Below are 19425 nucleotides of genomic sequence, written 5' to 3' on the forward strand. Positions count from 1 at the left end.
CTCAGCCGCTGAACAGGTCCCAGCTCAGCTTGGCGATCAGCACACAGAGCAGGATCAGGAACAACCCGCGCACGAACCCCGCCCCCTTGCGCACCGCCAGCCAAGTGCCCGTCAGCGCGCCGAGGATATTGAACAGCGCCATCGGCAGGGCAATCGCCCACAGCACATTGCCCGAAGGGATGAAGAACACCAGTGCCGCCAGGTTGGTGGCAATGTTGACCAGCTTCGCCGAGGCCGAGGCATGCAGGAAGTCGAGGGCGAAGAAGCGAATGAACAGGAAGATCAGGAAACTGCCGGTACCCGGCCCGAACAGGCCGTCGTAGAAACCGATGGCGCCACCGATCAATACCGCCAGGCATTGCTCCTTGCGGCCGATGACGGTGGGCTTGTGCAAGGTACCGAAGTCCTTCTTGCAGAAGGTGTAGACGGCCATCAGCACGATCATCGCCAGCACCATCGGCCGCATCACGCTGGCCGGCACCAGCGACACCGTGGCCGCGCCGCAGAAGGACATGACGAAGGCGCTCAGCGCCGCCGGGACGATCAGCCCCCAGTCCAGCTGCACCTTGCGAATGAACGAACGCGCCGCAAAGCTGGTGCCACAGACCGACGCCAGTTTGTTGGTACCCAGCAACGCGGCCGGCTGTGCAGTGGGCAACACGTTGAACAGGGCCGGGATCTGGATCAGCCCGCCGCCACCCACGGCGGCGTCGATCAAGCCAGCGGCAAAGGCAAACAGCGAAAGCAGGGCGATATCCATCATGTCGGCAGTCCAGGCGGCAATAAGCAGGCCGCCAGACTAATCAAAGGGCCGCGCTTGTGTTGAAATGCCACGTTGCGAAAACTGCAACAAGGATAAGCCCATGGCCCTGGATATGCTGCGTGAGATCCAAGCATTCGTCAGCGTTGCGCACAAGCGCAGCTTCGTCAGCGCAGCCCGCGCCCTGGGCCGCTCCCCCAGCGCCGTTACCCGCGCAGTGCAGGCGCTGGAAGATAACAGCGGCGCCAAGTTGTTCAACCGCAGCGCCAGCACCGTGACCCTCACCGAAGCCGGCGAACGCCTGCTGCCCCACGCCGAGCGCTTGCTGGATGTGCAACGCGATGCCGCCGACGAACTGGCCGCGCTGGCGGGCAGCGCGCAGGGTTGGATCCGCCTGGCCGCACCCGAGGTTCTGGCGCAGCAGGTACTTCCGCAGGTATTGGCCGAGTTCTCCAGGCGTCATCCTCAGGTGACCCTCGATGTGCAGTTCAGCGACCAGGCGCTCGACCCACTGCTTGGCAAGCTCGACTTCGTCATCCGCGGCGCATTCCCCCAGTCCAGCGAGCTGATCGGCTACCCGCTGTGGAGCTACCGTCGACACCTGTATGCCAGCCCGCAGTACCTGGTTCGCGAAGGCACACCCCAGGGGCTGGAGGATCTGGAGCGGCACGCGCTGATCCTGCACACCGCGCCACGCATCCTCAAGGCCTGGCACTTCTGCCGCGAGGGGCATATCACCAGCCTGCGGCCACAACCACGGTTGCGCCTGGGTTCAGGTGTCGCGGTGCTGCAAAGCACCCTGGCCGGCGCCGGCATCGCCCGGCTGGCCGACTGGCTGGCCGAACCCGAGGTGCGCGCAGGGCGCCTGGTGCGGGTCTGCGCCGATTACCACCTGACCTCCAGCACCGGCCAGGACCCGCAGATGCATGCGCTGTACCCGACAGGCGACGTGCCGGCGCGGGTACGCGAGCTGCTGCAGGCCCTGCGCGCCGCGCGTCCGTGAGCACAAAAACAGAGGGTGAAAACGCTGTTCACTTTCTGCTCAATTTGACAGAGGCCACGGACCACAAGGCCCAGAGAACTTTATCCACAGACCTACCCACGTTTTTTGTGGACAGTTTCAGCAACGCTTGCAGGATTTATCTGAGCTTGAGCAACGCCGTATTGGCCAACCTGACCATTTCGATCCATTCACTTGCACTGATCACTCCAGAATGCTCCAACGCTTCGGCACTGCGCAGCGCCTGATCGTAGTCCTCCTCATGCAGGATGCCCTCTGCGAGATAGCGACTGCGCCACTCCAGCATCGCTGCAGTGTCTTTCTTGCATTCCATAGTGCGTATTGTCTCCAAGGCAAGTGATCGGCCCGTGTTCCCGGGCCCTTTTTACGGGGGCGGGAGAGTACACGAGCACCTTGCACTTGAGAATGACTTGCAGCTACCGCCTGTCTAGACGACTGCGGCAAATGGCCAAGGGCCGAAGGGAGAAAATCGAGCCCGCCTTGATGCCAGACGGGCTGAGGGATGAAGCGCAGGTTTTCAACCTGGCGGAATGGTACCCAGCAAACCGATCATGATAGTCAGCAGCAGAAAACCACCCAGGAACAGAGCAAGCTTGCCCATCGGAACCTCTACAGTGTGATGACGGAACAGCGGGGCCGGCCGATGCGGGTGCAGAGCAGCGCAACCGGCCCGGTGCTTGCCGGTTCGCAAGCGCCGGGCCTGGAAGGTATTGTCGGCTCGGCGCTGATACGGTTACAGATTCAGGTTCGTGGAAAAAAAGCAGATCAGATGTTCTTTCAGCAGCCCAGCAAGCGCAGTTTCTCCTGCGGCAACCAGCCCAGTTCGCCGTTGCGCAAGTTGCGGCACCACAGCCAGCCGTTCAGTGGCCGCAGGCCCTCGACCTGCTGGCCCGGGTCGATGTCCAGTTCATGGGCGCAATAAGCCTCCACCGCCCTGCCCCGGTCGACGCCGATCCGCTCGATCACCTGCGCCGGTACCCAGCCCGGCGCCTGCCCGCTGCAACTGCACAGGTACCAGTCCTGCCAAGGTTCCTCGCCCTCGTAGCGCTGACCGATGTCCAGCAACGTGCCGCCAGCGAAGGTGATGGGGGTGGGGTATTCGCTGCGGTGGTGCTCTATCACGACGTACTTCACATGCCTCTCCCTGGCGGTGAAAAGCGTCGATGCTAGCAGAAACCGCCAACGCGGGATCGCCGGGGCCGGCAACTTCCCGCGCAAGTCAATTGCAACATATCGTTTCAACTCATTCGAAGACGTCCTACGGCGTCAGGTTCATTATCGACGCTGCGTGTATGGCTTAAGCCCAACCATGCCAAGGCTTCTGGCGCGACCGTTGGGGGACACCCAAAAATCAAGCCCTGATCTATTCGTAGGACCAATCTGAATGTTCTGTAGCCGAGTTATCGCCAATTCAGGAAGCGTGTATGAATGATCAGTATTGGCACGCGGAATGAGCTGATACCTTCGTTGGCACTAACAACGGCAAGGAGGCCCTTCATATGAGATCGACATGGATCAGTACCACACCTCCGCCCTCGCCCTGCAAAAACATCTGCTGAACCTGCGCCAGGAGCTGGTGCGGCTCAAGGCACACGGCCAACTGGAAAAGGCAGATCACCTCGCCGGGTTGATCGCGCATATCGAACTGACGCTGGCTGACATGGCCTCACCCTTCAGGTCACCGACGCTGCAGTGAACACAGGGGCTGGGCGAGCGTTTGGCCTTGATGGTGGTAACCTAGGGCTCACCCTCAGGCACCAGGAAGATCCGACACGTGCACGACGCACTCGATAGTTTACTAAGCGCGATTGGCAGCATTTTCGAAGCCATCGGCAATCTCTGTAATGCACTGCTCAACTGGCCAAGTTTCGACAAGCCACGCCGGGTGTTCACCCGTGGCTTCGTGGCCTTCTGCGTGCTGGTTGCGGTGCTGGAGTTGTGGTTTTTGAATGCGACGTTCGGGCAGGGTGCCTGATGGGGGAATTCGGCGGGGGTGACTATGCCCGAAAACGCAAAAAGCCCTGAATAATCAGGGCTTTGAAAGTGGCGGAAGCGTAGAGATTCGAACTCTAGGATAGTTGCCCATCGACGGTTTTCAAGACCGTTGCCTTAAACCACTCGGCCACGCTTCCAGCTGGTTTTGCGGCGGCAATAATACCTTAATGTAACAAGCTGTCAAACTCTCTGTGTCGCGGGTTGCGGCAGCTCTGGTATGCTCCAGCAACCATACGTTTCATTCGCCAGGCTTCAACGCCTGGGTACACACCAAAGGAGTGTCGCCATGCGCGAACAGGATTACGCCGTCCACCACGGCCAGCAGGTCGAGCAGCAGGAGATCAGCAAGGTCCTGCGCAACACGTACAGCCTGCTGGCGCTCACCCTCGCCTTCAGCGGCATCATGGCCTTCGTCTCGCAGCAGATGGGCTTTCGCTATCCCAACGTGTTCGTCGTGCTGATCGGCTTCTACGGCCTGTTCTTCCTCACCGCCAAGCTGCGTGATTCGGTCTGGGGCCTGGTATCGACCTTCGCCCTCACCGGCTTCATGGGCTTCATCCTCGGCCCGATCCTCAACCGTTACCTGGGCATGAGCGGTGGCGCCGAAGTCGTCAGCTCGGCATTCGCCATGACCGCACTGGTCTTCGGCGGCTTGTCGGCCTACGTGCTGATCACCCGCAAGGACATGAGCTTCCTCGGTGGCTTCATCACCGCTGGCTTCTTCGTCCTGCTGGGCGCCGTGCTGGCCAGCTTCTTCTTCCAGATCAGCGGCCTGCAACTGGCCATCAGCGCCGGCTTCGTACTGTTCTCGTCGGTCTGCATCCTGTTCCAGACCAGCGCCATCATCCATGGCGGCGAGCGCAACTACATCATGGCGACCATCAGCCTGTACGTATCGATCTACAACCTGTTCATCAGCCTGCTGCAGCTGTTCGGCATCATGGGCCGCGACGACTGATTCAAACCCGTCGAGTAGCCAGGAAAAGCCCGCTTCGGCGGGCTTTTTCGTGGCCGATGAAAACGCCGCACAAACTGACCTTTAAGTCAGCTTCATCTGCGATTGTGACGCTATCTTCCTAACCTCTACCCCTATCGGGATTCAGCCCGTAGAATGCGCTCCTTTTTTCTTCCGGGGCAGCATTTCCCATGAGTTCACACGAACACGGGCCGGGCGCGGCGGCGCCTGCCAACGAACTGGTCCTGGGCCTTGAGGACAAGCCTCGCCTGTTGATCGGCCTGCTGGCGGCACTGCAGCACCTGCTGGCGATCATCGTGCCGATCGTTACCCCAGGGTTGCTGATCTGCCAGGCGCTGGGGGTCTCGCCTCGCGATACCAACCTGATCGTGTCCATGTCGCTGGTGATCTCCGGCATCGCCACTTTCGTGCAGTGCAAGCGCTTTGGGCCGTTCGGCGCCGGTTTGCTGATCGTGCAGGGCACCAGCTTCAACTTCGTTGGCCCGCTGATCGCGGGTGGCGCACTGATGGTCAAGCAGGGCACGCCGGTAGAAGGCGTGATGGCGGCCATCTTTGGCGTAGTCATTGCCGGTTCGTTCGTAGAGATGGGCGTTTCGCGCATCCTGCCCTTCGTCAAACGCCTGATCACCCCGCTGGTCACCGGTATCGTCGTGCTGATGATCGGCCTGACCCTGATCAAGGTCGGCCTGATCAGCATGGGCGGCGGCTTCGGCGCCATGGCCAACGGCACCTTCGCCAACGGCGAAAACCTGCTGCTGTCGGGTGTGGTGCTGGCAATCATCGTCATCCTCAACCGTATCCCGGTGGTATGGATGCGCAGCTGCGCCATCGTCATCGCCCTGGCCGTGGGCTATGCCCTGGCCGGCTACCTGGGCCGCCTGGACTTCACCGGCATGCACCAGGCCGCGTTGTTCCAGGTGCCGACGCCGCTGCACTTTGGCGTGAGCTTCTCCTGGGCGCTGTTCATTCCGATGCTGGTGATCTACCTGGTCACCTCGCTGGAAGCCATCGGCGATGTCACCGCCACCAGCAAGGTCTCGCGCCAACCGGTCGAAGGCCCGGTGTGGATGCAGCGGATCAAGGGCGGGGTGCTGGTCAACGGCGCCAACTCGCTGCTGGCCGGCGTGTTCAACACTTTCCCCAGCTCGATCTTCGCCCAGAACAATGGCGTCATTCAGCTGACCGGCATCGCCAGCCGCCATATCGGCATCTGGATCGCCGCCATGCTGGTGCTGCTGGGCCTGTTCCCCAGCGTTGCCGGGGTAATCCAGGCGGTGCCGGAGCCGGTCCTGGGTGGCGCGGCCATGGTGATGTTCGGTGCAGTTGCCGCATCGGGTATCAACATCCTCGCCAGCACCCGCCTCGACCGCCGGGCGCTGCTGATCATTTCCGTGTCGCTGGCCCTGGGCCTTGGCGTGGCTCAGGTGCCGGAGTTCCTCGCACACATGCCGGCGGCGCTGCGCAACGTGCTGGAGTCGGGCGTCGCCACCGGCGGCATCTGCGCCCTGGTGCTCAACTGGTTCCTGCCGGAGAGCAAGGAACAGGCTTGACCGATCACGGCCTTGCAGACCGAGCCCGCGCCCACCAGCGCGGGCTTTTTGCTTTATCATGGCCGCATTCCTTTACACGGGTTTTCCATGAAATTCGCCATTGCGGTCTTTTCCCCGGCGCATGCGCCCTCCTCGCGTCGCGCCCTGCGCTTTGCCGAGGCGGCGCTGGCCGGCGGGCATGAAATTGCTCGGCTGTTCTTCTACCAGGACGGGGTGCACAGCGCCTCGGCCAATATCGTCGCGCCCCAGGATGAACTCGACGTGGCCAAGCAATGGCGCGCGTTCATCAGCGAGCACCAGCTCGACGCTGTGGTGTGCATTGCCGCAGCCCTGCGCAGGGGCGTGCTCAATGAAGAAGAGGCCAACCGTTACCAGCGCCCGGCCGTGAACCTGCCGGCACCTTGGGAGCTGTCCGGCCTGGGCCAGTTGCACGAGGCCGCGCAGGATGCCGACCGCTTGATCTGCTTTGGGGGTGATTGAAATGGCCAAATCGCTTCTTATCATCAGCCGCCAGGCGCCGTGGAGCGGCCCGTCCGCCCGTGAAGCCCTGGATATCGCCCTGGCCGGCGGCGCCTTCGAACTGCCGCTGGGCATGCTGTTCCTAGACGACGGGGTGTTCCAGCTGGCTCAAGACCAGCACCCGGACGTCCTGCAGCAAAAAAACCTGGCCGCCAACCTCCAGGCCTTGCCGATGTTCGGCGTCGAGGAGCTGTTCGCCTGCGCTCACAGCCTGGCCCGCCGCGGCCTGGACAGCACCACGCTGGCTTTGCCCGTCGAGGTTCTCGACGATGCCGCACTGGCCGCGCTGATCGCCCGTTTCGACCAGGTGGTAACCCTCTGATGACGACCCTGCACGTAATTGCCCACTCGCCTTTCGCGGACGAGCGCCTGGCCAGCTGCCTGCGCCTGCTCGGCCCACAAGACGCAATATTGCTATGTGGCGACGCCACCTATGCGCTCAAAACCGGTAGCGAGCCCCTGCGCGCCCTGCAAGCCGCCAACCTCGAACAGCGCCTGTACGCCCTCGGTGAAGACCTGCAAGCCCGCGCCCTCACCAGCCCACTGGCCAAGGCCGTGGACTACCCGGCCTTCGTCGAACTCACCCTGCACTACGACAAGGTCAACAGCTGGCTATGAGCACCCTGACTGTCGGCGATCGCGCCATCGCCCTGGACAAAGACGGTTTTCTGGTCGACCTGCAGGACTGGTCCCACGAAGTCGCCGAATCACTGGCGGCCCGCGAAGACATCGCCCTGACCACCGACCACTGGGAAATCCTAGAGCTGTTGCGCCAGTTCTACGCCGAGTACCAGCTGTCGCCAGCCACCCGCCCGCTGATCAAGTACACCGCGCTCAAACTGGGCACGGAGAAGGGCAACAGCCCGCACCTCAACCGCCTGTTCAACGGCACTCCCGCCAAACTCGCCGCCAAGCTGGCGGGCCTGCCCAAGCCGACCAACTGCATATGAACGCACCTCGCCCGCTTACCCTGGAAACACCGACCGAACACCCTTTCGCCGAATTCGTGCGCATCCTGGGCAAAGGCAAGCGCGGCGCCCGCGGCCTGACCCGCGAGGAGGCCCGCGCAGCCATGACCCTGCTGCTTGAGGGCAAGGTCGAAGACACCCAGCTCGGCGCGTTCCTAATGCTGCTGCGGCACAAGGAGGAAAGCGCCGAGGAGCTTGCGGGCTTCACCGAGGCGTTGCGCGCCCACCTGCAGGCACCACGCATCAACGTCGACCTGGACTGGCCGAGCTACGCCGGCAAGAAGCGCCACCTGCCCTGGTACCTGCTGGCGGCCAAGTGCCTGGCCGGTAATGGCGTACGCATCCTGATGCACGGCGGTGGCGCCCACACGGCCGGGCGCCTGTACACCGAACAACTGCTCGGCCTGCTGGACATCCCGCTGTGCCGTGACTGGGCAGGCGTTGCGCAAACGCTGGACAATCGCCAGCTGGCCTTCTTCCCGCTGCAGGACTGGGCGCCGCAGTTGCAGCGCATGATCGACCTGCGCAACACCCTCGGCCTGCGCTCACCGATCCACTCGCTGGCCCGGGTGCTCAACCCCCTCGCCGCGCGCTGCGGCCTGCAGAGCATCTTCCACCCCGGTTACCAGGCCGTGCACCGCGAGGCCAGCCGGCTGCTGGGCGACCACGCACTGGTGATCAAGGGTGACGGTGGCGAGATCGAGATCAACCCGGATGTCACCAGCCATCTCTACGGTGCTTCGGCCGGCGCTGCCTGGGACGAGGAGTGGCCTGCCCTGAGCGCCCAGCGCCACGTGAAGCCCGCCAGCCTGCAGCCGGAGCACCTGCTTGCCGTCTGGCGCGGCGAAGCCGAAGACAGCTACGGCGAAATGGCCGTGGTCGCGACCATGGCCCTGGCCCTGCGTGGCCTGGGCCAAGACCGCGAGCTGGCGTTCAGTACCGCCCGCGCCTACTGGGCCGCCCGTGGAAACATCAAATAAACAGATCTGTTAACCCCACTCTTTGCGCTATTCGTTCGAACGCTTTGCTCTAGACTGAGCTCCAACGACAAACACTTTGTTCCGAGGAGCTCCAGCATGGGCCTTTTGATCGATGGCCGCTGGCATGACCAGTGGTACCAGACCAGCAAGGACGGCGCCTTCCAGCGCGAGAATTCGCAACGACGCAACCCGCTGCCCGCCCCCGAAGCCGGCCGCTACCACCTGTATGTGTCGCTCGCCTGCCCCTGGGCCCACCGCACCCTGATCGTGCGCGCCATCAAAGGCCTGGAGCCGCTGATTGACGTTTCGGTGGTCAGTTGGCTGATGGGCGAGCATGGCTGGACCTTCGACCAGCAGGAAGGCTCCAGCGGCGACCACCTCGATGCCCTGCAGTACCTGCACCAGCGTTACACCCAGGACGACCCGCACTACACCGGTCGCGTGACGGTGCCTGTGCTGTGGGACAAGCAGGAAAAACGCATCGTCAACAATGAGTCGGCCGAGATCATCCGCCTTTTCAACTCGGCATTCGACGAGCTGACCGGCAATACTCTGGACCTCTACCCAGCGCCGCTGCGCAGCACTATCGATGCACTCAACGAGCGCATTTACCCGGCAGTGAACAACGGCGTCTACCGCGCAGGCTTCGCCACCACACAGGAGGCCTACGAAACGGCGTTCGACGAGGTGTTCAATGAGCTGGACTATCTGGAAGGGCTACTGGCTCGCCAGCGCTACCTGGCCGGTGAATACCTGACCGAAGCCGACGTACGCCTGTTCACCACGCTGGTGCGCTTCGATGCGGTGTACCACGGCCATTTCAAGTGCAACCTGCGCCGCCTGAGCGACTACCCGAACCTGTCCAACTGGCTGCGCGAGCTGTACCAGTGGCCGGGGGTGGCGGGCACGGTGAACATGGAGCATATCCAGAAGCACTATTACATGAGCCACAAGACCATCAACCCGAACGGCATCGTGCCCAAGGGGCCACTGCAGGACTTCAATCAGCCCCATGACCGGGAGCGGTTGCCGGGCAAAGGCATCTGGCAGAGTAAATGAAGACCCCACGTGGGAGCGGGCTTGCCCCGCGATAGCGTCACAGCGCAGGGCAATGTTGCCGCTGCTGTCGCCATCGCGGGGCAAGCCCGCTCCCACGAGGTGCTACAGAGTGCTCAGACGTCTTGCGAACCTTCAAACCACGCCAGCTTCTCGCGCAACTGCACCACTTCCCCGACAATCACCAGGGTCGGCGCGTGCACTTCATGCCGGGCCACCAGTTCAGGCAAGTCGGCCAAGGTACCGGTGAACACCCGCTGGTTGCGTGTGGTCCCCTGCTGCACCAGCGCTGCCGGGGTACTGGCCGCACGGCCATGGCGAATCAACTCGGCACAGATGGTCGGCAGCCCCACCAGCCCCATGTAGAACACCAGGGTTTGCGCAGGCGCCACCAGATCGTGCCAGGGCAGGTTGCTGGTGCCATCCTTCAGGTGGCCGGTCACGAAGCGCACCGACTGGGCATAGTCGCGGTGGGTCAGCGGAATACCGCCGTAGGCGGAACAACCGCTGGCTGCGGTGATGCCAGGCACCACCTGGAACGGGATGCCCTGCTCGGCCAGTTCCTCGATCTCTTCGCCGCCCCGGCCGAAGATGAACGGATCACCACCCTTGAGCCGCAACACGCGCTTGCCCTGCCGGGCCAGGTCGACCAACAGGCGGTTGATCTGGTCCTGCGGCACACTGTGGTCGGCGCGGCGCTTGCCGACATAGATACGCTCGGCATCGCGCCGGCACATCTCGATGATGGCCGGAGCCACCAACCGGTCGTACAGCACCACGTCGGCCTGCTGCATCAGGCGCAAGGCACGGAAGGTCAGCAGGTCCGGGTCACCCGGGCCGGCACCGACCAGATACACCTCGCCACCCTGCTGCACAGGTGCGCCATCGACCATCGCCTGCAACAGGCGTTCGGCCTCGGCACCCTGCCCGGCCAGCTGGCGCTCGGCGATCGGCCCCTGGAACACGTTCTCCCAAAAGCCGCGGCGCTGGTTGACATCAGGGTACAAGGCCTTGACCTTGTGCCGGAAACGCGCGGCCAGGCCAGCCAGCTCGCCATAGGCGGACGGGATCCAGGCCTCGAGCTTGGCGCGAATCAACCGCGCCAGCACCGGAGCGTCACCACCGCTGGAGACCGCCACCACCAAGGGTGAGCGGTCGACGATGGCGGGGAAGATCACCGTGCACAAGGCCGGCGCGTCAACCACATTGACCGGCAGGCTGCGCGCCTGCGCATCCGCCGAGACCTGGGCATTGAGCCCGGGGTCATCGGTGGCCGCGATCACCAGGCGACAGCCGTCCAGATCCGATGGCTGATAGCCGCGCACCAGCACCTCGCCACCGCCCTCACGGGCCAGTGCGGCGAGCTGGCCGTCTACGTCCGGCGCCACCACCCGCAGCGCGGCGCCGGCATCGGCCAGCAGGCGCGCCTTGCGCAGGGCGATCTCGCCACCGCCGACGACCAGTACGTGGCCGCCCTGCAGCTTATGGAACAGCGGCAGGTAATCCATCTCAGCGAATGACCTCGACGCCACCCATGTACGGCTTGAGCACCTCCGGTACACGGATCGAGCCGTCGGCCTGCTGGTAGTTCTCCAGCACTGCCACCAGGGTACGGCCTACTGCCAGGCCGGAACCGTTGAGGGTGTGCACCAGCTCCGGCTTGCCGGTTTCCGGGTTGCGCCAGCGCGCCTGCATGCGGCGGGCCTGGAAGTCACCGCAGTTGGAGCAGGAGCTGATTTCACGGTACTTGTCCTGGCTCGGGACCCACACTTCCAGGTCGTAGGTTTTCACCGCGCCGAAGCCCATGTCGCCGGTGCACAGCGCCAGCACGCGATACGGCAGCTCCAGCAGCTGCAGCACGCGCTCGGCGTTGGCGGTCAGGCCTTCCAGGGCTTCCATGGATTTTGCAGGCTCCACCACCTGGACCATCTCGACCTTGTCGAACTGGTGCTGGCGGATCATGCCGCGGGTGTCACGGCCCGACGCGCCGGCCTCGCTGCGGAAGCATGGGGTGTGGGCAACCAGCTTGAGCGGCAGCTGCTTAGCGTCGAGGATCTGGTCGGCCACCAGGTTGGTCAGCGACACTTCGGCAGTCGGGATCAGGTAGAAATCGGCCTCGCCTTCGCGGCTGATCTTGAACAGGTCTTCCTCGAACTTCGGCAGCTGGCCGGTGCCCTGCAGGGCCGGGGCCTGGACCAGGTACGGGGTGTAGTGCTCTTCGTAGCCATGCTCGCCGGTGTGCAGGTTGATCATGAACTGCGCCAGGGCGCGGTGCAGGCGGGCGATCGGGCCACGCAGCACAGCGAAGCGGGCACCGGACAGCTTGGCCGCCGCCTCGAAGTCCAGGCCACCGCTGACTTCGCCCAGGGCCACATGGTCCTTGATCTCGAAGTCGAAGGCCTGCGGCGTGCCCCAGCGGCGCACTTCGACGTTGTCGTCTTCGCTGGCACCGACCGGTACGCTGGCGTCCGGCAGGTTGGGGATGGTCAGCAGGATGCCGTCGAGCTCCGCCTGGATGCCGTCCAGCTCGACCTTGCCGGCGGCCAGCTCGTTGGCCATGCGCTCGACGTCTGCCATCAACGGGGCGATGTCTTCACCCTTGGCCTTGGCCTGGCCGATGGACTTGGAGCGAGCGTTACGCTCGGCCTGCAGTTGCTCGGTACGGGTCTGCACCGCCTTGCGGCGCTCTTCCAGCGATTCGATGCGCGCGACATCCAGGCTGAAGCCACGGGAGGCCAGGCGGTCCGCCACTTCCTGAAGTTGGCCGCGTAACAGTTTGGAATCGAGCATATCGTTCTCTCGTTATAGGTAGGTGTTGGTTCAAAATCGGGTAAGGGTGAGGCCGGCCCAGGTCGCAAGCAGCCCGCCCACCACACTAATACCGGTATAGCCCAAGGCCAGTGGAACCTGCCCGCTTTCGAGCAGGCGCACGGTATCCAGGGAAAAGGAAGAAAAGGTAGTCAGGCCACCGAGAAAACCGACGATCAGCCCAGCGCGCAGCTCCACCGGCACCATGGGTTTGTGCAGGAACAGGCCGTACAACAGGCCGATCAGCAGGCAGCCCACCAGGTTGACAGCCAGCGTACCGAGATAGAAATGCTTCGGCCAGTTGGCAGCGACCCAGTTGGAGGTGGCAAAACGCAGCAGGGTGCCGGCGATGCCGCCGGCACTGACGGCGGCGATGAGTGCGATCACGGTTTTCTCCGTTGGCGGGGGCTGGTGCGGTCGAGCTCGGCCAGGTGACGCAGCTTTTCGCCGATCTTCAGCTCCAGCCCACGTGGCACCGGCTGGTAGTACTGGCGCGGTTCCAGTTGTTCGGGGAAATAGTCCTCACCGGCGGCATAGGCATCCGGCTCGTCGTGGGCGTAGCGGTATTCCTCGCCGTAGCCGAGCTGCTTCATCAGCTTGGTCGGGGCATTGCGCAGGTGCAGCGGCACTTCCAGCGAACCGTGCTCGGCCGCTTCGCGCATGGCCGCCTTGAAGCCCACGTACACCGCATTGCTTTTCGGTGCGCAGGCGATGTAGGTGATGGCCTGGGCCACCGCCAGCTCGCCTTCCGGGCTGCCCAGGCGTTCCTGCACGTCCCAGGCCGCCAGGCACAGGCTCAGGGCACGCGGGTCGGCGTTGCCGATGTCTTCACTGGCCATGCGCACCACGCGCCGGGCGATGTACAGCGGGTCGCAGCCGCCGTCGAGCATGCGCGCGTACCAGTACAGCGCGCCATCGGGGTTGGAGCCACGCACCGACTTGTGCAGCGCCGAGATCTGGTCGTAGAACGCCTCGCCGCCCTTGTCGAAACGTCGACGGCTGTCGCCGAGCAGGCTTTGCAGCAGCTCGACGCCAATTTCACCGCCATCGTCGGCCAGGTCCGAGGCGTTCTCGAGGAAGTTGAGCATGCGCCGGCCATCGCCATCGGCGGCGGCCATGAGCATCTTGAAGGCCTCGTCGCCAACCCGCAGGTTGCGCTTGCCCAGGCCGCGCTCCTCGCTCAGCGCACGGTCGACCAGTTTGCGCAGCGCCGCTTCGTCCAGGCTCTTGAGCACATACACCCGCGCCCGCGACAACAAAGCGTTGTTCAGTTCGAACGAGGGGTTCTCGGTAGTGGCACCGATGAAGATCAGCGTGCCGTCCTCCACATAGGGCAGGAAGGCGTCCTGTTGCGACTTGTTGAAGCGGTGCACCTCGTCGACGAACAGGATGGTGCGCCGGCCGTACTGGCCGGCCTGCTGCTTGGCCACCTCGACCGCCTGGCGAATCTCCTTCACCCCGGCCAGCACCGCCGAGACCGTTTCGAAGTGCGCATCGCAGAACTGCGCCAGCAGCCGCGCCAGGGTGGTCTTGCCCACCCCGGGTGGCCCCCAGAAGATCATCGAATGCAGCGCACCCTGCTCCAGCGCCTCGCGCAGCGGCTTGCCGCGCGCCAGCAGATGCTCCTGGCCAACGTACTCGTCCAGGTTGGACGGGCGCAGCCGGGCGGCCAGGGGCTGGGCGACGGGTTCGCTTCGAAACAGGTCCATCACGGGCTCCGCTTACTCCTTGATGACGTCCGCGCCTTTGGGGATGTCGAACTTGAAGGTGCTGTCCGGCACCGCCTGGTTGGCCTTGACGCCATTGAACAGGATATTGGTGCGCTGGCCGACACTGTCGATCAGTTGCATGTCATTGATCAGGCCCTTGCGGAACGACACGCGCAGCGAATCGAACAAGGTGTCCTTGGTCTTGGGCTTGAGGGTGAAGTCCATGACTTCGCCCTGCTCCTTGGAGGTGATGTCGAAGCTCTGGCTGATCTTCGACACGTCACCGGACAGCAGCAGCGCCGGGGTCTGGTTCAGACGCACGTCGAGCTTCTTGATGGTGGCCTGCTCCAGGTCCGGGTCCCACAGGGTGACGTTCTTGCCGTCGGACACCACCACCTGCTCCTGCGGTGCATTGGTGTGCCAGTAGAACAGGCCCGGGCGCTTGACGGTCATCTTGCCGGAGGTTTCCTGCAGGTTGGCACCATCGGCGGCAAGGGTCAGCTGGGAAAAGTTGGCTTCAATGGTCTGCGACTTCTCCAGCAACTGGGTCAGGCGCTGCACATCCTGCTCGCCGGCATGGGCCGACAGAGTGCCCGCAGCCAGGGCAGAAACCAACAGCATGCGAATCGCGCGCATGGAAATCCTCGTAGAACAGTGGGTGGGCCGGGCACTTCGTGTGCCCGGCAGGGTGATCTTCAATCGCGTGGGCCGCCCGGGGCAATCACTTCCCGCGAGCCGTTGCTGTTCATGGGGGTGACCACACCGGCCATCTCCATCGACTCGATCATTCGCGCGGCGCGGTTGTAACCGATCTTCAGCTTGCGCTGAACCGCGGAAATCGATGCCCGGCGGCTTTCCAGCACGAACTGTACGGCTTCGTCGTAGAGGGCGTCGGCTTCCGGGTCGTCACCGTCGCCACCGCCGCCGCCACCGCCGTCGAAGCCGCTGCCGGCCTCCTCGACGCCATTGAGGATGTCGTCGTTGTAGTCCGGCGCACCGCGCAGTTTCCACGCCTCGACCGTGCGATGCACCTCGTCGTCGGAAACGAACGCGCCATGCACACGGATCGGCAGGCTGGTGCCCGGCGGCATGTACAGCATGTCACCGTGGCCCAGCAGCTGCTCGGCGCCACCCTGGTCGATGATGGTCCGCGAGTCGATCTTGCTCGACACCTGGAACGCCATGCGGGTCGGGATGTTGGCCTTGATCAGGCCGGTGATCACGTCCACCGAGGGGCGCTGGGTGGCCAGGATCAGGTGGATACCGGCGGCACGGGCCTTCTGGGCGATACGGGCGATCAGTTCTTCAACCTTCTTGCCGACGATCATCATCATGTCGGCGAATTCGTCGACCACCACCACGATGGTCGGCAGGGTCTTCAGCGTCGGCGGTTCGTCATCCATGCTCTCGCGACGGTACAGCGGGTCGTGGATGACCTCGCCGGCCTCTTGCGCGTCCTTGATCTTGCGGTTGAAGCCGGCCAGGTTACGCACACCCATGGCCGCCATCAGCTTGTAGCGCCGCTCCATCTCGGCAACGCTCCAGCGCAGGGCGTTGGCGGCGTCCTTCATGTCGGTGACCACCGGGCACAGCAGATGCGGGATGCCTTCGTAGATCGACAGTTCGAGCATTTTCGGGTCGATCATGATCAAGCGCGCGTCTTCCGGGCCCGACTTGAACAGGATCGACAGGATCATGGCGTTCACACCCACCGACTTACCGGAGCCGGTGGTACCGGCCACCAGCAGGTGGGGCATCTTCGCCAGGTCGGTGATCACCGGCTTGCCGCCAATATCGTGGCCCAGGGCCAGGGTGACCGGCGACTTGTTCTCGTCGAACTGCGGCGACGACAGCACTTCGGAGAAACGCACCATCTGGCGGTTCTCGTTGGGGATCTCGATACCCACGGTGGTCTTGCCGGGGATCACTTCGACCACCCGCACGCTGGTCACGGCCAGCGAACGCGCCAGGTCCTTGGCCAGGTTGGCGATGCGGCTGACTTTCACGCCCGCGGCGGGCTGGATTTCGTAACGGGTAATCACCGGGCCCGGGTGGATCGAATCGACAGAGACTTCGACGCCGAACTCTTTCAGTTTGATTTCCAGCAAGTGGCCGACACCAGCCAGGGACTCCGGCGAGTACTCGATCTTCTTCTGCTCGGCCGGGTCGAGGATGGAAATCGAAGGCAGCGTGCCTTCCACGGCGCTGTCGACGAACAGCGGCGCCTGCTTCTCCTTCATCACCCGCTTGCTCGGCTCGGGCGCTTTGACCTGTGGTGGCGGCATGTTGATCACCGGGGCCGGCTGCTGTTCGCGCTGGGCCACATGCTTGGTCAGGGCGTCGTCGCGCTCGATGATGCGCTCACGGGCCTTGATCTGCTCGCGCTTGTCCGGCACCACCGGGGCAACCACTTCATCGACCTGCTCGTCCACTTCACGCAACTGCGCCACCAGGCGCTTGCGCTCGTTGCGCGCCTCCCACCAGCGGTTGGCGGCACCTTGCACCAGCTCGAACAGGTCGAGGGTGATCTTGCCGGTGACGTCCATCACCTTGAACCACGACAGGTCGGTGAACACGGTCAGGCCGAACAGGAACAGTGCGATGAACATCAGCGTGCTGCCCTGCACGTTGAGCAGGTTGCGCGCCAGATCCCCAAGGCTTTCGCCCAAGGCTCCGCCGGCGGAGAACGGCAGGCTCTCCGAAGGGTGGAAGTGGATATGCGCCAGCGCCGCGCCCGACAGCACCAGGAACACCAGGCCGATCAACCGCCAGGAAAACAGCCAGCCACTCCACTGCCAGGGCTGGTGACGCTCGCGGAAGATCTGCCAGGTTTTGATCGCCAGCAGCAGCGGGAAAATGTAGGCGAAGTAGCCGAGCACCATGAACAGGATGTCGGCGAAGTAGGCACCGGCACGGCCAGCGGCGTTCACCACCTGGTCGGCGTTGCTGGTGTGGCTGAAGCCAGGGTCGGAGGTGTCGTAGGTGAGCAGCGCCATCCACAGGTACAGGCACAGGGCACCGACGGCGATCAACGCACCTTCCTTGAGGCGGTAATGCAGCTGTTGCCGCCACAGGGGCACAGGCAAGGGGGCTGGAGTTGCGGTGGATTTCTTCAAAACGCGTCTATTCCTGCGCGAATAGTGATTGGCCGGTGACTGGCCAACAAATCACTACTTTTAACATTACTGCCCGCCAGCCGCCATGGCGGCACGCCGTTTCGGGCGTGAACGGGGGCTACTTTCATTTGCTTGCAATTTGAGCATGCATTTTCTTTTGTGACAAAGGCTTATGCTGTGTTTTTGCACAGGTGTGACAACAAAGACGCCGGATGGTGCCAAGCAACCGAAATATAGGCCATCTGACCAGACGCATTCGCGGGTGAACCCGCTCCCACATGTATTGCGCTCCTGCAAGAAGACAGTTGCCCCCACAGACGACTCATAGCCTGTGGGAGCGGGTTTACCCGCGAAGCAGCCCCCGCCAATTGACCCTGCCAAGCTCACACGCCATGCTTGTCACCCTCCCCTCTCCCGCCGTTCAGGACGACGATGCTCACCTGGCTGACCCGCGACTCGCTGACCTTCCCGCCCCTGGAAAAAGCCTTGCACGACCCCAACGGCCTGCTGGCCGCTGGCGGCGACCTCACCCCAGAGCGTTTGGTCGCAGCCTATCGCCACGGCTGCTTCCCCTGGTACCAGGATGGCCAGCCAATCCTCTGGTGGGCGCCCGATCCACGCACCGTGCTGTTCCCTGACGAACTGCACGTTTCGCGCTCGCTGGCCAAGCTGATCCGCCAAGGCCGCTACCAGGTCAGCTTTGACACCGACTTTGCTGCCGTAATTGCCGCCTGCGCCGCGCCACGCGATTACGCAGACGGCACCTGGATCACCGACAACATGCGAGCCGCCTACTGCGAACTGCACCGACGCGGCATCGCCCACTCGGTGGAGGTACGCCAGGACGGCGAGCTGGTGGGCGGCCTCTACGGGCTGGCCATGGGCCGGCTGTTCTTTGGTGAATCGATGTTCAGCCGTGCCGACAACGCGTCGAAAGTGGGCTTTGTGGCCCTGGTCGAGCACTTGCGCGAGGCCGGTTTCGTCCTGATCGACTGCCAGATGCCGACCAACCACCTGCATAGCCTGGGCGCCCGCGCCATCAGCCGGGCGAACTTCGCCGAACATCTGGCCAGGCACCTCGATGCCCCCAATCATGCCACCTGGGTTCGCTAGGCGAGTTCCCGGAGCTGGCTTACACTTAGAAACAACGTCTCACCGAAGGGGTTGATCATGACAGAGCTGGCGCGGTTGAAGTTCTATGCCACTCAACCCCACTCCTGCAGCTACCTGCCGGACGAACAGGCCACCACGCTGTTTCTCGACCCGAGCCAGCCGATGGACGTGCACGTGTACGCCGACTTGTCGGAAATGGGCTTTCGGCGCAGCGGCGACCATCTCTATCGCCCGCATTGCCAACACTGCAATGCCTGCGTACCGGCGCGCATTCCCGCTGCGCGCTTCATCCCCAATCGCCAGCAACGGCGCATCCTCAAACGCAACGCCGACCTGACCGTCACGGCCGCACGCCCGGCGTTCAAGGAAGAGTATTTCGACCTCTACCGGCGCTACATCGAGCAGCGCCACGCCGATGGCGACATGTACCCGCCAAGCCGCGACCAGTTCGCCACCTTCCTGGTGCGCGACCTGCCGTTCTGCTGGTTTTACGAGTTCCGCCTCGATGGCCGCCTGCTGGCCATCGCGGTCTGCGACCTGCTGCCCAACGGCCTGTCGGCGGTGTACACCTTCTACGAGCCCGAGGAAGAACGTCGCAGCCTAGGCCGCTATGCCATTCTCTGGCAGATCGGCGAAGCCCTGCGGCAAAACCTCGATGCCGTCTACCTTGGCTACTGGATCAAGAACTGCAAGAAAATGAACTACAAGACCCAGTACCGCCCCATCGAACTGCTGATCAACCAGCGCTGGGTCAGCCTCAACTGAAAGCATTGGCTTGAAACACAATTTTCGGGCATAATCCACGCCACTTTTTTTGCCCGGTGCAGTTACGCGTCGGGCCAACTCTGGACACC

Annotated in this window: 22 protein-coding genes and 1 tRNA gene; 13 read left to right on the forward strand and 10 right to left on the reverse strand. The window is 63.5% G+C overall.

The window, feature by feature from the left end; translation table 11 throughout:
- Position 1: 1 nt before the first annotated feature.
- The gene (locus tag LOY51_RS17235; protein ID WP_125464638.1) at positions 2-763 is read right to left on the reverse strand and encodes a sulfite exporter TauE/SafE family protein; all 762 of its coding nucleotides are present in this window, start codon (positions 761-763) and stop codon (positions 2-4) included.
- A 100-nt stretch (positions 764-863) separates the two neighbouring features.
- On the opposite strand from LOY51_RS17235, the gene LOY51_RS17240 reads away from it, so the two are divergent.
- Positions 864-1763 (forward strand): LysR family transcriptional regulator, encoded by a 900-nt coding sequence (locus tag LOY51_RS17240; RefSeq protein WP_258642290.1) that lies wholly within the window; start codon positions 864-866, stop codon positions 1761-1763.
- Between the two features lie 136 nt (positions 1764-1899).
- Here the strand turns inward: LOY51_RS17240 and LOY51_RS17245 are convergent, their stop codons facing one another.
- Both LOY51_RS17245 and LOY51_RS17250 read right to left on the reverse strand, forming a co-directional pair.
- Positions 1900-2094 (reverse strand): hypothetical protein, encoded by a 195-nt coding sequence (locus tag LOY51_RS17245; RefSeq protein WP_125464640.1) that lies wholly within the window; start codon positions 2092-2094, stop codon positions 1900-1902.
- 464 nt (positions 2095-2558) lie between these two features.
- Positions 2559-2915, reverse strand: a complete 357-nt coding sequence (locus LOY51_RS17250; protein ID WP_125464641.1) for an SH3 domain-containing protein — start codon at positions 2913-2915, stop codon at positions 2559-2561.
- A gap of 376 nt (positions 2916-3291) precedes the next feature.
- Between LOY51_RS17250 and LOY51_RS17255 the strand changes: the two genes are divergently transcribed.
- Positions 3292-3477 carry a hypothetical protein gene (locus LOY51_RS17255; protein ID WP_125859156.1) on the forward strand — a complete coding sequence of 62 codons (186 nt, stop codon included), beginning with the start codon at positions 3292-3294 and terminating at the stop codon, positions 3475-3477.
- Between the two features lie 78 nt (positions 3478-3555).
- Entirely contained in the window at positions 3556-3756 is a 201-nt protein-coding gene (locus LOY51_RS17260; protein WP_110995563.1) for a hypothetical protein, read from the forward strand.
- 69 nt (positions 3757-3825) lie between these two features.
- Here LOY51_RS17260 and LOY51_RS17265 read toward each other — a convergent pair.
- Positions 3826-3913 (reverse strand) — tRNA-Ser (locus tag LOY51_RS17265).
- A 149-nt stretch (positions 3914-4062) separates the two neighbouring features.
- Here LOY51_RS17265 and LOY51_RS17270 point away from each other — a divergent pair.
- From LOY51_RS17270 to LOY51_RS17305, 8 genes are all read left to right on the forward strand, one after another.
- On the forward strand, positions 4063-4734 hold the full coding sequence (locus LOY51_RS17270; RefSeq protein ID WP_125464643.1) for a Bax inhibitor-1/YccA family protein: 672 nt from the start codon (positions 4063-4065) through the stop codon (positions 4732-4734).
- Between the two features lie 188 nt (positions 4735-4922).
- Positions 4923-6302 (forward strand): nucleobase:cation symporter-2 family protein, encoded by a 1380-nt coding sequence (locus LOY51_RS17275; protein ID WP_125859264.1) that lies wholly within the window; start codon positions 4923-4925, stop codon positions 6300-6302.
- 87 nt (positions 6303-6389) lie between these two features.
- Entirely contained in the window at positions 6390-6782 is a 393-nt protein-coding gene (gene tusD, locus LOY51_RS17280; RefSeq protein ID WP_125859265.1) for a sulfurtransferase complex subunit TusD, read from the forward strand.
- 1 nt (position 6783) lies between these two features.
- Positions 6784-7143 (forward strand): sulfurtransferase complex subunit TusC, encoded by a 360-nt coding sequence (tusC, locus tag LOY51_RS17285; protein ID WP_125859266.1) that lies wholly within the window; start codon positions 6784-6786, stop codon positions 7141-7143.
- Complete coding sequence (tusB, locus tag LOY51_RS17290; RefSeq protein ID WP_258642297.1) at positions 7143-7439, forward strand: sulfurtransferase complex subunit TusB; 297 nt, start codon at positions 7143-7145, stop codon at positions 7437-7439. Before tusC ends, tusB begins: the two co-directional genes overlap by 1 nt.
- Complete coding sequence (locus LOY51_RS17295; protein WP_125464648.1) at positions 7436-7771, forward strand: TusE/DsrC/DsvC family sulfur relay protein; 336 nt, start codon at positions 7436-7438, stop codon at positions 7769-7771. The genes tusB and LOY51_RS17295 overlap by 4 nt, the downstream gene beginning before the upstream one ends.
- On the forward strand, positions 7768-8769 hold the full coding sequence (locus tag LOY51_RS17300; protein ID WP_125859268.1) for a glycosyl transferase family protein: 1002 nt from the start codon (positions 7768-7770) through the stop codon (positions 8767-8769). Before LOY51_RS17295 ends, LOY51_RS17300 begins: the two co-directional genes overlap by 4 nt.
- A gap of 96 nt (positions 8770-8865) precedes the next feature.
- A complete protein-coding gene (locus tag LOY51_RS17305) occupies positions 8866-9828 on the forward strand; it encodes a glutathione S-transferase family protein (protein ID WP_258642299.1) in 963 nt (320 codons plus the stop codon).
- A 113-nt stretch (positions 9829-9941) separates the two neighbouring features.
- Here the strand turns inward: LOY51_RS17305 and cysG are convergent, their stop codons facing one another.
- The 6 genes from cysG to ftsK are packed head-to-tail and all read right to left on the reverse strand — an operon-like array spanning position 9942 to position 17458.
- The gene (gene cysG, locus LOY51_RS17310; protein WP_258642301.1) at positions 9942-11333 is read right to left on the reverse strand and encodes a siroheme synthase CysG; all 1392 of its coding nucleotides are present in this window, start codon (positions 11331-11333) and stop codon (positions 9942-9944) included.
- Position 11334: 1 nt separating this feature from the next.
- Complete coding sequence (gene serS, locus LOY51_RS17315) at positions 11335-12615, reverse strand: serine--tRNA ligase (RefSeq protein ID WP_258642303.1); 1281 nt, start codon at positions 12613-12615, stop codon at positions 11335-11337.
- Positions 12616-12645: 30 nt separating this feature from the next.
- Positions 12646-13020 (reverse strand): fluoride efflux transporter CrcB, encoded by a 375-nt coding sequence (gene crcB, locus LOY51_RS17320; protein ID WP_110993205.1) that lies wholly within the window; start codon positions 13018-13020, stop codon positions 12646-12648.
- On the reverse strand, positions 13017-14342 hold the full coding sequence (locus LOY51_RS17325; protein WP_125464653.1) for a replication-associated recombination protein A: 1326 nt from the start codon (positions 14340-14342) through the stop codon (positions 13017-13019). Before LOY51_RS17325 ends, crcB begins: the two co-directional genes overlap by 4 nt.
- A 12-nt stretch (positions 14343-14354) precedes the next feature.
- A complete protein-coding gene (gene lolA / locus LOY51_RS17330; RefSeq protein WP_110993203.1) occupies positions 14355-14978 on the reverse strand; it encodes an outer membrane lipoprotein periplasmic chaperone LolA in 624 nt (207 codons plus the stop codon).
- 59 nt (positions 14979-15037) lie between these two features.
- Positions 15038-17458 carry a DNA translocase FtsK gene (gene ftsK, locus LOY51_RS17335; protein WP_125859273.1) on the reverse strand — a complete coding sequence of 807 codons (2421 nt, stop codon included), beginning with the start codon at positions 17456-17458 and terminating at the stop codon, positions 15038-15040.
- Between the two features lie 432 nt (positions 17459-17890).
- Between ftsK and aat the strand changes: the two genes are divergently transcribed.
- Together aat and LOY51_RS17345 are read left to right on the forward strand one after the other, a co-directional pair.
- A complete protein-coding gene (gene aat / locus LOY51_RS17340; protein WP_125859274.1) occupies positions 17891-18571 on the forward strand; it encodes a leucyl/phenylalanyl-tRNA--protein transferase in 681 nt (226 codons plus the stop codon).
- Between the two features lie 57 nt (positions 18572-18628).
- Positions 18629-19336, forward strand: coding sequence for an arginyltransferase (locus LOY51_RS17345; protein ID WP_125464656.1), 708 nt, complete (start codon positions 18629-18631; stop codon positions 19334-19336).
- The last annotated feature ends 89 nt before the right edge of the window (positions 19337-19425 follow it).

This window comes from Pseudomonas sichuanensis (genome assembly GCF_024749065.1).
GTDB classification, from domain to species: domain Bacteria; phylum Pseudomonadota; class Gammaproteobacteria; order Pseudomonadales; family Pseudomonadaceae; genus Aquipseudomonas; species Aquipseudomonas sichuanensis.

Coding starts and splice junctions, on each gene's coding strand:
- LOY51_RS17255 (WP_125859156.1), top strand. CDS start 3,292: ATGGATCAGTACCACACCTCCGCCCTCGCCCTGCAAAAACATCTGCTG.
- LOY51_RS17245 (WP_125464640.1), bottom strand. CDS start 2,094: ATGGAATGCAAGAAAGACACTGCAGCGATGCTGGAGTGGCGCAGTCGC.
- LOY51_RS17275 (WP_125859264.1), top strand. CDS start 4,923: ATGAGTTCACACGAACACGGGCCGGGCGCGGCGGCGCCTGCCAACGAA.
- LOY51_RS17345 (WP_125464656.1), top strand. CDS start 18,629: ATGACAGAGCTGGCGCGGTTGAAGTTCTATGCCACTCAACCCCACTCC.
- LOY51_RS17270 (WP_125464643.1), top strand. CDS start 4,063: ATGCGCGAACAGGATTACGCCGTCCACCACGGCCAGCAGGTCGAGCAG.
- LOY51_RS17235 (WP_125464638.1), bottom strand. CDS start 763: ATGATGGATATCGCCCTGCTTTCGCTGTTTGCCTTTGCCGCTGGCTTG.
- LOY51_RS17305 (WP_258642299.1), top strand. CDS start 8,866: ATGGGCCTTTTGATCGATGGCCGCTGGCATGACCAGTGGTACCAGACC.
- LOY51_RS17300 (WP_125859268.1), top strand. CDS start 7,768: ATGAACGCACCTCGCCCGCTTACCCTGGAAACACCGACCGAACACCCT.
- LOY51_RS17325 (WP_125464653.1), bottom strand. CDS start 14,342: ATGGACCTGTTTCGAAGCGAACCCGTCGCCCAGCCCCTGGCCGCCCGG.
- LOY51_RS17295 (WP_125464648.1), top strand. CDS start 7,436: ATGAGCACCCTGACTGTCGGCGATCGCGCCATCGCCCTGGACAAAGAC.
- cysG (WP_258642301.1), bottom strand. CDS start 11,333: ATGGATTACCTGCCGCTGTTCCATAAGCTGCAGGGCGGCCACGTACTG.
- tusD (WP_125859265.1), top strand. CDS start 6,390: ATGAAATTCGCCATTGCGGTCTTTTCCCCGGCGCATGCGCCCTCCTCG.
- LOY51_RS17240 (WP_258642290.1), top strand. CDS start 864: ATGGCCCTGGATATGCTGCGTGAGATCCAAGCATTCGTCAGCGTTGCG.
- lolA (WP_110993203.1), bottom strand. CDS start 14,978: ATGCGCGCGATTCGCATGCTGTTGGTTTCTGCCCTGGCTGCGGGCACT.
- tusC (WP_125859266.1), top strand. CDS start 6,784: ATGGCCAAATCGCTTCTTATCATCAGCCGCCAGGCGCCGTGGAGCGGC.
- aat (WP_125859274.1), top strand. CDS start 17,891: ATGCTCACCTGGCTGACCCGCGACTCGCTGACCTTCCCGCCCCTGGAA.
- serS (WP_258642303.1), bottom strand. CDS start 12,615: ATGCTCGATTCCAAACTGTTACGCGGCCAACTTCAGGAAGTGGCGGAC.
- tusB (WP_258642297.1), top strand. CDS start 7,143: ATGACGACCCTGCACGTAATTGCCCACTCGCCTTTCGCGGACGAGCGC.